This window comes from Actinomyces oris (genome assembly GCF_006546825.1).
GTDB classification, from domain to species: domain Bacteria; phylum Actinomycetota; class Actinomycetes; order Actinomycetales; family Actinomycetaceae; genus Actinomyces; species Actinomyces oris.
Map to the genome: position 1 here is coordinate 193100 of NZ_VICC01000001.1, position 13618 is coordinate 206717.

The 13618-nt window shown below is 61.7% G+C and carries 9 protein-coding genes; 2 read left to right on the forward strand and 7 right to left on the reverse strand.

The features are described from left to right. Positions 1-47 precede the first annotated feature (47 nt). Positions 48-938 carry a DUF5926 family protein gene (locus FK267_RS00870; protein WP_141405849.1) on the reverse strand — a complete coding sequence of 297 codons (891 nt, stop codon included), beginning with the start codon at positions 936-938 and terminating at the stop codon, positions 48-50. Positions 939-1094: 156 nt separating this feature from the next. Between FK267_RS00870 and FK267_RS00875 the strand changes: the two genes are divergently transcribed. Further along, the gene (locus FK267_RS00875) at positions 1095-2489 is read left to right on the forward strand and encodes a serine/arginine repetitive matrix protein 1 (RefSeq protein ID WP_141405850.1); all 1395 of its coding nucleotides are present in this window, start codon (positions 1095-1097) and stop codon (positions 2487-2489) included. An 8-nt stretch (positions 2490-2497) separates the two neighbouring features. Here FK267_RS00875 and FK267_RS00880 read toward each other — a convergent pair whose 3' ends face one another. From FK267_RS00880 to FK267_RS00905, 6 genes are all read right to left on the reverse strand, one after another. Continuing rightward, entirely contained in the window at positions 2498-3784 is a 1287-nt protein-coding gene (locus FK267_RS00880) for a DUF5129 domain-containing protein (protein WP_249039332.1), read from the reverse strand. Beyond that, complete coding sequence (locus FK267_RS00885) at positions 3775-5433, reverse strand: DUF5129 domain-containing protein (protein WP_141405852.1); 1659 nt, start codon at positions 5431-5433, stop codon at positions 3775-3777. The genes FK267_RS00880 and FK267_RS00885 overlap by 10 nt, the downstream gene beginning before the upstream one ends. Continuing rightward, entirely contained in the window at positions 5430-6410 is a 981-nt protein-coding gene (locus tag FK267_RS00890; protein ID WP_141405853.1) for a DUF5129 domain-containing protein, read from the reverse strand. Before FK267_RS00890 ends, FK267_RS00885 begins: the two co-directional genes overlap by 4 nt. A 147-nt stretch (positions 6411-6557) precedes the next feature. Then, complete coding sequence (locus FK267_RS00895; RefSeq protein WP_141405854.1) at positions 6558-8153, reverse strand: DUF5129 domain-containing protein; 1596 nt, start codon at positions 8151-8153, stop codon at positions 6558-6560. A 110-nt stretch (positions 8154-8263) separates the two neighbouring features. Further along, complete coding sequence (locus FK267_RS00900; RefSeq protein WP_170198563.1) at positions 8264-9907, reverse strand: DUF5129 domain-containing protein; 1644 nt, start codon at positions 9905-9907, stop codon at positions 8264-8266. 49 nt (positions 9908-9956) lie between these two features. Then, positions 9957-10988 (reverse strand): DUF5129 domain-containing protein, encoded by a 1032-nt coding sequence (locus FK267_RS00905; protein ID WP_141405855.1) that lies wholly within the window; start codon positions 10986-10988, stop codon positions 9957-9959. A 410-nt stretch (positions 10989-11398) separates the two neighbouring features. Between FK267_RS00905 and FK267_RS00910 the strand changes: the two genes are divergently transcribed. Next, positions 11399-13600, forward strand: a complete 2202-nt coding sequence (locus FK267_RS00910; protein WP_141405856.1) for a hypothetical protein — start codon at positions 11399-11401, stop codon at positions 13598-13600. Positions 13601-13618 lie beyond the last annotated feature (18 nt).

Genomic DNA, 13618 nt, shown 5'->3' on the forward strand with positions numbered 1-13618 from the left:
AACTCCGGGGGCTACGCAAAGAATGCCCGGCTCGACGAGAGAAAGAGTCAGAGGTTGACCTGGCGGGAGATGATGCCGGCCTTGGCACGGCGGACCTCGGGGCTCAGGGGGCTGGTGTCGGCCAGTGCGGCCTCCAGGCGCTTGCCCATGGCCTGCAGCGGCTTGGTGAGCTCCTCGGCCTCCGTGCCGGGGACGAGCTCCCACACCGGGATGGCCAGGCCGTTGGCCCGGAAGGCGCCGACGAAGCGCGCCCCCTCCTCCAGGTCGGACTCTCGTGCGGCGTAGATGCGGGCGAAGGCGTTGAAGAACTCGTCCTCGTCCTCCCCGCGCGCCCAGCGCACGAACTCCTTGGCGCCCAGTCGGCACCAGTAGGCGTGCTCGACGCCGGGAACAGGCCGGGTCGGGGCGATCTCCTCCTTGGCGCGCTCGATGGCCTCCTCGATGACCTGGCGGGCCTGCTCGTTCTCGCCGGCGGCCTGCGGGTCGATCCAGAAGTCGAAGGTCTCGCGCACAGAGACCACCGGCGGCTCAGTGGTATCAAGAATGTCCTGGAGGCGCGGGCCGGGCTCGGGCAGGCCGTCGGTACGCAGGGCCTGACCCTCGGGCAGCTCGAGGGTGGCCAGGACGGCGGCGGCGACGTCGCGGGAGGCGTCCCCGGAGTGCATGGAGGTCTGCATAGCCACGAGGACCTCGCCGTCGGAGCGCTTGAGCCCCTGGACGAACTCGGGAAGGAGCGTGACGAGCTGAACCTGCTTGCCCCCGTACTCCTTGGTCAGGCGCACGGTGGCCGTGGCGGCCGGGATGATCTGAGCCATCGCCACGAGGTCCTCCTCGGCCGGCAGACCGGCGAAGGGACGGGCGACGAACTCGATGCTCTGCTTGCGGGGCTTGGCCGACGCGGCGGCCGGACGGCGCCCGTGGCGCTTCTTCTTCGACATGCCCGTCAGCCTACCGGCCACGTGGCGCCCCACCGGGGTCGACGACGGCCCGTCGCCGCCCCATGACGCGCCTCACGGCAGTTCTCCCCAGTGGTTTCCCCCGACGTCACAGGGAGAACAGTCCCGCCGCCGCATGGAGTGGGGAATGCTAGTCCCATGCGATTCAGTGCGGTGGGCCTTCGGCACCTGGGGATCCGTGTTGCTCGAATGGCCTGGAGCAGCCGCCTGTTCAAGACTGCGCTGGTGTTCGTCGTCATCACCGTGTTCCTCACGCTCGCACAGGCGTGGGCTCAGCAGCGACCGGTCATGGCGTCCTCACTCACTCAGCCGGAGGCGCCGGCGTACTCGACCTGGCAGGCCTCGGCCGAGGCGAATGAGACGACGTCATGCGACACCTCCACCGACACGAGCCCCGCACCGGGAACCCAGTGGAGTGAGGCCTGGCGCTTCGACAGCGGAACCGACCCATCCGCGACTCTGAGCTCCCCCGTGATCCACCGATGCGGGAACTACCTTGTTGTGGAATCCCGCGAAGAGAAGGACGCCCTGCGCGGTTACCTCCTTGACAAGGCAGGCCCAAAGAAACTGTGGGAGCTGACGAACAAGAGTATCAACCTATGGGGATCCCCTTGGTGGGGCGGACACTTGGTTCTGAACCACGAGATTCTCGATCCGGCCACCGGGCGCACAGAAACAGCCCCGTGGTCCTCAGACAACTGGCCGTACATCATCTCCCCTCATCTCATCATCACCTGCGACTCCTACTGGAACACCAACCGGTGCAGCGCCTGGGACTGGAGCGGCGGGCGCCCCACTCGGCGCTGGGAGCGCAGGTACGACACCCAAACCAACCCTCAGCCGTCAGGAATCGCTGGAGATGACGCCACTGGAAGCATCCTGGTGTCGACTGCCTCGGCTGACAACAGCCAAGCGGCAAGGACTGGTCTCATGAACCTCGCTGACGGGAGTGTTCGCAACGACTGGGCGGGCGAGGAACTGGGGAGGGAATCGACATACATCCCCGCGCAGGACGGGTGGATCCACATCCCGCGGGACTCCGAGACCGCTGAGGCCTACTCCCTTCAAGGAGAGCCGAGGGGGACATTCCCCCTCTCCGGGAGCAATGCAGCGCTGCTCCTGTCGGAGTCGGGAACCCCCACCGTGGAGCAGTTCCAGCGAGCCTACGAATCGGGCGACCTCTCCTGGGCCGCGTACACCGTCGAGTGCACGTCCACCAGCGCCTGCACCTTCAACGGCACCCCCGTGACGCTGCCCCTCGAGAAGGCCCTCGACCGGACTCCGGGACGAGGCACGCTGCAGCTCGGCTGGCATCTCACCGATGACCGGCACATCCTGGCGGCCCCGTTCGCATTCGGCCGCCAGTGGAGCCAGTCGACAAACGATGAAACGTCCCTCGTCATCGACACCCGCACGTCGCAGGTCATCGCCCCTCCGGGGAGGTTGGCGCATATTCAGGCCAATCTCACCGACTCGCACCTGATGATCGGCATCCACGGGACCGAGATCGTCGGCTACATGCCCACCGCGTGACGGTCCGCCTACACCCGCACCGCGGTTGCCGTCGACGTCGCGGCAGCGGCATTGGCGACCGCATCACGACGTCGTGCCACCGCCGTTTCCACGGCGGCCACGAGGCGAGAGATCCGATCCAGCTCAGCCAGCGCGGCAGCCGGAGAAATCTCGCCTTGATCCAGGCTGTTGGTCAGCTCTCCCAGCCTCCGATTCTGGTGGCCGACCCAGTTCTGGACAGCCTCGACCTGGAGCCCGGACCGGCGGCGGCTTGCGGATCGCACCATCCGGGTGACTGATCTCAGGCGCTCAAGAACCGGTTCCTGCAGCTTGCCCCAGACCTGCTCCCAGGTCGGGGACATCGTCAGCATGGACACGGTGTCCACGATGACATCGTCGCCGTCATCAAGGGCTGCGGAGCGCCGCTCGAGCTCCAGGGCCTCGTGTTGAACGCTCTTGCTGAACCAGTCGATGCCTCGAGGTTCACCGAATCTGTTCCAGGCGCGTGCGACGTCGTCATACTCGGCCTCGAAGCGCTGGTAGCGCTGTGTGAGCTGACGTGACTCCGGTGAACCGGGCTCCAGCGTTCCCACTCGCAGGGCGGTTGAGTCGTAGTCGTAGGTCACCTGTGCGTAGGAACGGGTGGCTGCTCGTGCTCGACGACGGGCATTGAGCCCTCGCCGACAGTAGATGACGAGCCTGACCACGCCTCCCGCGCACAGCAGCCCTGCACCGATAACGCCGATGCCCGAGACTGTCATGCCGTAGGGACCCAGGTAGGTCTCGGCTTGACGTCCCATCGCCACGACACCGCCGTTCCAGTCCTGAGCGGCGAAACGAGAGGCCGCCGCGTCCTGGATGGCGACCTGCTCGGATCGCTCCGGTGACACGTCTGCGCCGGGGTAGAAGGCCATCTGGTGCGCATGAGGGGCCACCGCGATGACAACCACTCCTTCTTTCCAGCGACCTCCGCCCGAGGATCGGAAGTCCTGCCGGTAGTCGAAGATGTTCTCGGCGTAGTTCGCGGTAGCCGCATCCAGGTTGTTGATACCCCAGCCCGTCAGCGACACGACCTCGAAACGAATGTCTTGCCGGAATCTCAGACTCTGCAGATCACGCTGAAGAGCCTGGGAATCGAAGATGCCGGCTTCGTCGCGAACATTGACGGTGGGGGCATGGCCTTGCCGAAACGGACCGAGAATCGCGATGGGAAGCGCAAAGATCATCAGCGCACATACGGCAATATTCGCAACAAATTTGACGACATCAGAGGTGTTGCGCCGCTGACGCTCCGGAACAGTTCTCCCTAAGACCATCGTATTGCCCACTTCCGCTTCTTGCTGGGTTCACGTTTCCACCAGGGATCCCTGTACAACAAAGCGTACCGGTAGGCGTTATACACATCCATCACTGGTGCACTGACGGATAGTGCGCCCACCCCCTCACTCGTTACCGCGACCTCGTCAACCGCAGGCGACCTCGTGAGCATGCGCACTGTGCTTGACATTCGCGGCACTTCTCCCCACCGCTCAGCGGACTTCAGCCCCTCGCCGCCAGGAGCCTTTTGCCCGCCACGCCCGATTTGAGCACCACCCAGCATCATGGAGATCTTCGAGCGCGAGCTGCTGCTCCACGAATTCATGTACTTCTTGTACCGGCGACGACACCTCCTCCTCTCACCCCTCGACATTCCGGCAAACACCCCATCGACAAAGCATTCCGCGATCTGCCTCAGTTCCGAGGCGACGCGACCCAGAACATCGAGCCCCTCCACAGGCCTCATCTGCCTTTGAGATAGCCTGCCTTCAAGGCCGTCGACCATCGAACGCAGGGAGGCCACCTGCTGCATCGCACTCGTGAACTTTGAGTCATACGCGCGCCCGCCTGATGCGCCGAACCGCTTGACTGCCTGCATATCTGCGAACACCGCATCGCACTCGTTCTGCCACGCGTCCCGCCAGAACTCGGTCAGAGACAACAGTCGGGCACAGTTGATGACCGCCTGCTGAACGGCATCCAATTGCATTGAGTAGGCTTTGACATAGGCTGCTTTATTCCCCACTCTCAGTCCGTACCACTGAAGTCCTACAGGAGTCCCCAACGCACTCCATGATCGCTCAAGTCGACGATAGTGCTTCTGAAGCACCATATACCTGGCAAGAACCTGAACCCCGTACGGCTCGTCAACAGGAATGAGCGACATGAACGCACCCATATCGGCACGCCGGCCAACGAGCCGCTCGTAGGCCTGCCGAGCCTCCTCAATGCCCGAGCGCGCCATTCTTCCTCTCGTCAGATAGTATCGAAACCAGAGGTTGGCAGCAGCCATGAAGATCAAGAACAGTGCGGTGACCCTGAACATCCTGGTAAAACCCAGGTGCCAGCCGATATAGGAGGAGGCAGTTCTCACGGCAGTGACCACGAGCGCATCCTCGTCACGGTCACTCTGGGTCAGATACTTTTGAATCGAGTACCACACCTCACTTTGGCCGTCCGAGTCGATATCAAGCTTCGGCCCGTAAAAGAATTTCATCCCCTGCCCTGCCAGCACATCATCATAGTCAGTATGTGGCGCTTGGGCGACGATCATCACGTTATCGGCCCAGCGCCCCGAGTCCTCCCACGAGATCCATGGGACATCCGTGGGATGAGTGCGAGCATAGTTCCGCACCTCGTCTTGGAGGCTTTCGACTTTGGAATTCGGGAGGTTCACGACCACCACATGGGTCGGCTGCCGGAAGGTGAGCTTCTCAAGCTGCGACTTGACGTGGTCCCAGTGGAGAATTCCGGCCTCGTCATGGATCTCCACTGTCGGATGAAACTGCTTCGTGGGATAGAAGGGTGATTGTCCGCCGTTGATGATGAATGGCGCGACCACAAGTGCGACACCAATGAGGAGATTGCCTAGATACCCGAGGATCGCTCGTAACCCACCGAGCTCAGAGACTGTTGGCGGCTTCTTCACAGAGCAGTACCCCCAGGATTCTGGATCGTGTCCGCCCGAGTCGCGGCGCCGGCGTTCACAGCGGCGTCGAGCTCGACCAAACTGGCCGTCCTCTCGGCGAGACGAGCGGTCTGAGCACGAACACCGCGACCGAACCATTGAGCACCCCGCGGCTCCCCGAAGTCCTTCCACGCCCTACTGACGACGTCATACTCCGCGAGGAATCTCCTGTAGTCCGAACCGACGTCACGACTCTGAGAGGACTGCGCCGGAAGAGTTTCCGCCTTGAGCTCGGTGAGATCATAGTCGTAGACGACCTGCATCATCTTCTTGTGAGCAGCCCTGCCAAGGCGCCGGGCGGTGACGCCCCGCCATATGTAGAAGGCGAGCCATCCGCTTCCCGCCATGAAGGCGAGGGCCGCACCGACCACCCACATCATCGTGCTGTTCCCACTGCCTGAACCGATGTATGTCGCCAGCTGCTGCCCCATCGCCACGGCTCCGCCATCCCAATCGTCCTGAGCGTAGTGGCTTCCCGCCGCGTTCTCGATCGCCTCCCGCTTGTCGGCAGACAGCCGCAAGTCCTTCGCCGCGTAGCAACGCACCCAATGAGACTCAGGCGCCACCACGAAGAGGATCGTTCCATTCACCGGACTACCGACGTCGGAGCTCTTGAACCACGACGAACCTTGTGCGCCGTCGGCTGCGTACTTGACGGTCTCCTCATCAAGGTTGCCGATACCGGCTCCGGGAATCGAGAGCACCACGATACGAACCTCACGATCGTAGTGCTGCTCCTCCAGGCCGCGGCGAAGAGTCTGCTCGTGATAGATGCCGGCCTCATCACGAACGACCACATCGGGGCGATGCCCAGATGTGGAGGGGTACAGGAGCACCGCCGGCAGAAGCAGGATCGCGATCAACGCTCCGGCAATATTCATCACGAACATTGCGACCGCTCGAAGACCTCCAAGGCGGATGATCGCAGATTGCTTCATGTGACATTCCTTGTTAATAACCGAGCCAACCTCGAAGGCTGTACCGTCCCCGTTCTCAGCGGATCGAGGTTAGCAGCATCAATTGTCCAATCTCATCCACATGCATGTAGTTCCTCGTCGAGAACCGGCGAACGAGCACGGCCCGGCTCAGAAGCTCGATGAGGAGCCCGCCCCGGAGAAGCCACCGCCACCCCCGGAGAAGCCACCCCCTCCCGAGGATCCGCCGCCCGGGGTGAAGGTTGACGCCGCGCTGTAGCCCATCACTAGCGACGAGACCGGGACGAAGGAACGGAAGGCCACGTTGTCGAAGCCAGCGAGGCCGGCGATCGCCGGCGACGCCGAGTTGACGCGGATCGTGGCATGGGGGTCGTACTTGCCGTAGCCACCGCCCAGGGACCAGGCGCCGCTGTAGGCGGCGTACCGACCGGAGCCGCGGTAGCTGTTGAAACGGCGACGGCGCTCGTCGGCGTACCGCGAGGTATCGACGTCGATGGCGTAGCGAGCCAGGCCGTCGGCCTCCCTATGGGTGGCGTCGGCGATCCGGTCGAGCTCGTCGAGGGCCTGAGACGGCTGGAGCCTGCCCGCCGAGAGATCCAAAGTCATGTGGTAGAGGCGCTCATGAAACCAGCGAACCTTCTCCCGCGTACCCATCGTATTGACCGGCAGCCTGCCGGAGGAGTCGATCTTGTGGCACAGGGTGAGGAGCGCCTGGAGGTCCTCCAGGGCCGGCCCCTGCTCGTTGTACCAGGCCTGCTCCCAGCCACGGTCCTGGTTGAGGAAGGTTGCGGTGTTGGCGACGACGTCGTCGAGCGTGTCGAGCGCGGCCGAACGTCTTCGCAAGTCGGTCGCCCTGCGGAGCATGGAAAGACCGAACCACTGGGTGCCTCGGGGGCTGCCGAAGTCCTGCCAGGACCGGGCCAGGTTCTCGTACTCGTCGCGGAACCAGCGGTAGCGGGCCATGACCTGCGCCCCGTGGGGCTCCTCAGTGGGGATTCGCTGGGCGTGCCGTTCAGTGGCTCGGTAGTCATGGGCGACCTGCGTGTAGTGGCGCAGCGCCTCACCGGCCCGACGGCGGGCCATGAGTCCTCGCCACAGGTAGACACCGATACCGGTGGCACCGAACCCGGCGACCGGGAAGGACACCTGCAGGAAGAAGGCTCGCAGGGCGCTGCGAGGCTTACCGACGTACTTCGTGGACTTCTTCCCCATGGAGACCAGACCCCCGTCCCAGTCCTTCTCCCGGAACTGGGATTTAGCGGCATCCTGGATGGCGTCCTCCTGGCTGCTCATCACCTTGACGTCCTCACCGAAGTAGCAGCCCACCTTGCGCGAGTCGGGGGCGACCGCCAGGATCACCAGGCCGTCACTCCAGTACTTGGGGTTCGACGTCGAGACCCACGGAACATCAGTGTCGCTCGCATGCGAACGGGCATACTCCAGCACAGCGTCGTTGAGGTTGGAGACGTCCTCACCCGGCACCGTCAGGACAGCCAGGTGGACCTGCTTGCGGAACTCCAGATTCTTGAGCTTGTCGCTCAGCGCTGTGCTGTCAAGCACGCCGGCCTCGTCCTGGACCTCGACCGTGGGCCGGTAGGTGACCACCGCCTCCTGCTTCGATGGCCAGAGCCATACGATCAGCGGCGAGAGGACCAGGGTCAGGCCCAGGACCATGATGGCGGTGAAGGCCACCACTGAACGGGTTCCGCCCGAGCGTGTGGCAGGGTTCTGCCCCAGCTGCTCCATCCGAGCCCCACTTCCCTACTGACTGGACGTTTTCAGTGCCGATCCTAGCGGGGGCCGGGCGGCCCCAGAGGCGGGCAGAGGCAGTATCGACAGGACCCGCCCGCACCGGCTCAGAAGCTCGAGGAGGAGCCGGACCCGGAGAAGCCGCCACCACCGCTGTAGCCGCCGGAGAAGCTGCTTCCCGAGAAGCTGGACCCGGAGCCGGAGCTGCTCGACGGCGTGTAGGAGGAGGCCGAGCTGTATCCCACCACCAGGTCGGAGACCGGGGTGAAGGAGCTGAAGGACCCGCCCGCGCCGACGCCCGAGCTGGACGAACCGGACGAGCCCACGGCAGAGATGGCCGGAGACGAGGGGTTGAGGCGGATCGTCGAGTGCGGGTTGTAGCTGCCGTGTCCCCCGCCCAGGTACCAGTAGCCGGCGTAGGCGGCATCCGTGGACGAGACCGAGTCGTCGTAGCGACGACGGCGCTCGTCGGCGTAGCTGGAGGTGTCGGCGTCAATGGCCTCGCGGGCGAGCCGGGAGGCCTTCGTCTTCGTCTCACTGGCGATCTCGTCGAGCTCGTCCAGCGCAGCCGAGGGCTGGAGCGAACCGTCCTCCAGCCCGGCGGTCATGTCGTCCAAGCGCTGCTTACGGGAGCGGACCCAGTCCCGCTCCTGCTTGGCGCGCTCAGCGATCGAACCGTTCTCGGCGGCGTCGGAGCTGTCGACCTGGTGGCACAGTCTCCGCAACGACTGCAGGTCCTCCAGGACCGGCCCCTGCTCGTTGCTCCAGACGCGGTCCCAGCCGGGCGACAGGCTCAGGAAGGTGGCAGTGTTGGCGATGACGTCGTCGAGGGAGTCCAGGAGCTCGGAACGCTTTTCCAGCTCGGTGGCCCGTCTCAGCACCGACATGCCGAACCACTGGGTGCGGTAGGGGTTGCCGAAGTCCTGCCAGGAGCGGGTGACCTTCTCATACTCCTCACGGAACCACCGGTAACGGGCCATGACCTGGGCGCCATGCGGCTCATCCTCGGGAATCGTCCCGGCCAGGAGCTCGGTGGTCTCGTAGTCGTGAGTGACCTGCGAGTAGTGGCGCAGCGCCTCGCGCGCCCGGCGTCGCGCCGCGAAACCGCGCCACAGGTACCACGAGAGCCAGACGAGGCCCACAAGCGCCGAGATTCCGGGCAGGACGTAGGTCGTGCCCACATCACCGCCTCCGGGCCGACCGATGACGTCGGCGGTCTTGGCCGCCATGGAGACGGTGCCCCCGTACCAGTCGGCCCGGCGGTACTGGTTCTTGGCGGCGTTCTGGATGGCGGCCTGCTGCTCCAGGGGGACCGCGACGTCCTCACCGAAGTAGCAGCCGACCTTGCGCGCCTCCGGGGCGACCGCCAGGATCACCAGGCCGTCGCTCCAGTAGTTGGGATTCGACGTCGAGATCCACGGGACATCAGTGTCGCCCTGGTGCGAGCGGGCGTACTCCAGCACAGCGTCGTTGAGGTTGTCGACGTCCCAGCCCGGGACTGTGAGCACGGCGACGTGGACGTCCTGACGGAAGCCCATCGCCCGAATCTCCTTGGCCAGTGGCTCGCTCTGGAGCACCCCGGCCTCATCGTGGACCTCCACGCTGGGGTGATGGCTCTCCCCGAAGGGCCAGATGACCATGATCGGCAGCACGGCGATGAGGGCCAGGCTCACCACCACATTGGCGACGAAGGCCGTCACCGACCAGATTCCACCGAGCCCGACGATGCCGGACCGTTTCATGTGCCTCATCAGAACTTCCTTCCTCTGACGTGAGCCTGGCGTGTGAGGTGTGCCGACATCAGCATCCCGGGAAGGTCCCGTCCCCGAGATATCCGGTACCGGCATTCAGGAGCCGTCGCGGGCCCGCGTGGCCAACAGGCACGACGGCTCTCCCCCCGGCACCAGGGCCGACCGGGTTCCAGTAGCCGGCGTTCCTTCCGGGGCCGACGACGTCCAGCAGAGCGTGAGGACCCGGGCGGGCGGAGGCTTCGCCGTCGAGAGAACCGAGAGAGCTGCTGAGAGCAGGCTCCGCACCGGCCGCACTGAGCGACAGGCCGTGCCCCGCCCGGCGAGCATCGGCCGCCATCCAGGCAAGCTCGTCAAGCGCCGCCGAGGGCTGCAGCAAGCCGGCCGACAGCTCCGCGGTCATCTCGCTGAGGCGCTGGTGGTGTGCCCGCACCAGCTCGCGCACCTCCACCGTGCCGCGGGGAGTGAACGCGTAGGAGTCGATCCACTGGCACTGGCTCAGGAGCAGGTTGAGCTCATGAAGAACCGGTTGCTGCTCCTCGTGCCAGAGCCTCTCCCAGTTGGAGGACAGGCTCAGGAACGCGGCGTTGCTGGCGATGATGTCGTCGGTCGAGTCCAGTGCGGACGAGCGCCGCTTGATCTCGGAGACCCGCTGGAACACTCCCGGTTCGAACCACTGGGAGCCCCGAGGGCTGCCGAGGTCCTGCAACGTCCGGGTCAGGCTCTCGTACTCGTCGCGGAACCAGCGGTAGTGGGCCATGACACGGGCGCCGCGGGTCTCGCCTTCAGGGATGAGGCGGGCATGGAGCTCAGTGGCCTCGTAGTCGTAGGTGACCCTCCCGTAGTGCCGCAGCGCCTGCTCGAACATGCGCCGTGCGGACAAACCGCGCCACAGGTAGTAGCCGACACCGATGGCGCCCAGCAGGGCCGGCAGGAGCGTGAGGGCGGCGAGCGAGGGCTCCCACACCGCTACGGCCACCGGTGAGAGCGCGGCCGCCAGGCCCGCCGTCATGATGGCGCAGAAGGACAGCAGCGAGCGGATCCCTCCGAGGCGGATGACGAGGGGAAGGCGCGTGGGCGGCATCGTCTTCCTCTCATGAAACCTCGACGTGGGTCCTGGCCGGCTGGTGACTCTGCGGCCGCCGGCCGTGCCTCATCCTTACCCGCGGTTACGCCGTCTGCCATGGGGAGAGCAACACGGGGCGCCCTCGACGAGAGGACACCCCGTGGACGTGGAACCGGGAAAGAGCCTAGTGAACGGGTCGCCCCACCGGCAGGGTCAGACACCCCGTGCCGGTGGGGGCGGCGTCCCAGAGGCAGGGCGGCCGCCCCCAAAAATCTACGGCAATACATAGGCCACCATATTCAAGCACACTAAAATACTTGAAATACAGAATTATTCAAGACTCCACTAAATTCACAACTTATTTCCTTCAGTATGATGCGATACACTCGTTCACGAGCAAAAATCACTTCACCTCAAAGGAGAGGCATATGACCAGAAGCAAGGCAAGTCGCCGCAACCAGGAAGATTCAACCAAGGAAAATAGTAAACCCACCGATACACCAAGCCCCGGTGAGGCCAACCCCAAAATCCGCAGCGACCGAAAATACGACGCCGCCCTTCTTTTCGTTCACGGCATTGGTAACCAGAAAGAAGGGGATGTTCTGAAGAACATGGCGAACCCTGTAGCCAAGCACATAATACACGTGGCAGAAAAGTATGACTGGCAGACAGAAGTAGAACAAGAAACCCCATCATCGCCAATTATTATCACAGCCCGCAAAATGAATCACAGCAAGACAACATATCTTGACGAATGCATATGGGCCAATTCATTCCCAAGAATAACGTTCTGGGAGTTTACGAAGTGGCTTGCAGTAAGAATTTCTTCGCCAATAGTTTTGCTCATTCCAGACAAAGACGACATTCAAGTTATTCGCAGAGAGTTTGAACTTCATAACTATTTTAGCGTGAAGGCATACCTGAAACTGAGTGGCGTCATGCTTCGAGTTCTTTTTCGTCTGTTTTTACTTTTTGGCGTATCATTACTTGTTTCTACAGCCCCATTACTGTTGTTTCAGTTCCTACTAAACTCCTCGACAGGACTGCGTGTGGCTGTGATAATGCTCATTCTTATTGCGATGAGTTGCTTAGTTTCCCTTCACAAGAAAGCGAACTATTTTGCGCACGTCCCCGCAGCTATTATGCCCTCTCATGGAGAGTATATGCTCGACACGGTGAAGGACGCCATAAGAAGGACCTACAGACTGACGAAACGTCCAACACTGATAGCGCACTCACAGGGCGGTTTTCTAGCCTACCATGCACTCAAGGATTTGTCGACAAAAAAGAGGCCAAAATGGCGCCTTTTCGGAGTTGGCTCAGGTTTACGACCGATCACATTTCTTGATCGACTCAACAATAGGTGGACCCTTTCCTTGTGGTGGGCGACTTCATTGTATGCATTCTTAGCAATCGGCTCATTTCTAGCCCTTCTAAATCATGCCGATTTCGGGGAGAATCTTAGGTTTACAGGAATTCACCTATACTTCATATCTCGAGCGATACTGGGGTTACCATTATCCTCTGCCGAGATTAACTACTTGTCCGAACCTTTACGTCAGCAGAGTCACACATTCTTGTCTCAAGTGTTTTATTTGCTGCAAGACACTATACCGCTGCCTTTGGCGACGATCCTTCTTGGCATTTTTTGGATCATCGCAAATCGAAGCTCCAACAGCCCTTTCTTATTTGATAGAATTCCTCCCCTAAAATGCGTCTCAAATTGGACAGAAGTGACAACAAGCCACGACCTAGTCGGTCGTCTGAGCCTCGCTCCACTACCGCTACAAGTAAGACAGCAGGACACATCAGGGGCATCCAATGTGATCTTGGATCACATCAGCTATTTTAAGACGAGCATACTTCCGCTTCAGATCGCTATCGAAGCGCTCGGAGATGCACAGATATTAACAAAAAGTGAACTCGATAGAGAGCGAGATGACATCAATACGCTCAATACTCAGCTTAATGCGCTTTCACAACGCCGATGGCACCTCACGAGCTTCATTATTTCGGCGCTTAGCGCCACCCTGTTCATAATATACACATTTATTAATGGGTATATGTCATGGGCTTTTACAATTATATATCTGTCTTTAGCTGTGACAATAGTCAGCATTCCTTGCAGGTTGATTGAAATTGCGCTTAGCAGGTCAGGCCCCTTGAAGCCCCCATCGGAAACAAATATAATGAAGCAAAGACAGCGCATATCGGCACATTACAACAGAATGATTCTAGTAGGTTACGCAGAAAGATGCCTTGGAGTCATTCTTGCCATCACAGGGATGGGGTCAATTCTTGCAACGCATATCGCTGAAGCTGTAGTCGCACCTCCAAAAACTGGAGTCATCATCGACCCTCAATCTATGTCAAGTTTATGGAAACTGGGGACGCTGGCGCTATTTAGTGGGATAGCCGTCATGTTCAAGTACAGACTGCATCATTTCCTATTACTGGGCTTCGAGCTCTACCTGAGCTTTTGGATAGTGACAGCACATTCTGTCAGTTTCTTCGTTATCAAGCCGGGCCTGCCTGCAGTTATACTTATTGTAATCACAACCAGCCTTATTATTGCCATTCAGCGCAGCCGATCCGTTACGCAGCAAAACTCGACAAGACCGCGAGGCTGAGTGCTCTATATGAAAGCG

Bases quoted from the DNA above. Each gene is read 5' to 3' on its own strand.
- FK267_RS00870 (WP_141405849.1), bottom strand. From the start codon at position 938: ATGTCGAAGAAGAAGCGCCACGGGCGCCGTCCGGCCGCCGCGTCGGCC.
- FK267_RS00910 (WP_141405856.1), top strand. From the start codon at position 11,399: ATGACCAGAAGCAAGGCAAGTCGCCGCAACCAGGAAGATTCAACCAAG.
- FK267_RS00900 (WP_170198563.1), bottom strand. From the start codon at position 9,907: ATGAGGCACATGAAACGGTCCGGCATCGTCGGGCTCGGTGGAATCTGG.
- FK267_RS00875 (WP_141405850.1), top strand. From the start codon at position 1,095: ATGCGATTCAGTGCGGTGGGCCTTCGGCACCTGGGGATCCGTGTTGCT.
- FK267_RS00905 (WP_141405855.1), bottom strand. From the start codon at position 10,988: ATGCCGCCCACGCGCCTTCCCCTCGTCATCCGCCTCGGAGGGATCCGC.
- FK267_RS00880 (WP_249039332.1), bottom strand. From the start codon at position 3,784: ATGGTCTTAGGGAGAACTGTTCCGGAGCGTCAGCGGCGCAACACCTCT.
- FK267_RS00895 (WP_141405854.1), bottom strand. From the start codon at position 8,153: ATGGAGCAGCTGGGGCAGAACCCTGCCACACGCTCGGGCGGAACCCGT.
- FK267_RS00890 (WP_141405853.1), bottom strand. From the start codon at position 6,410: ATGAAGCAATCTGCGATCATCCGCCTTGGAGGTCTTCGAGCGGTCGCA.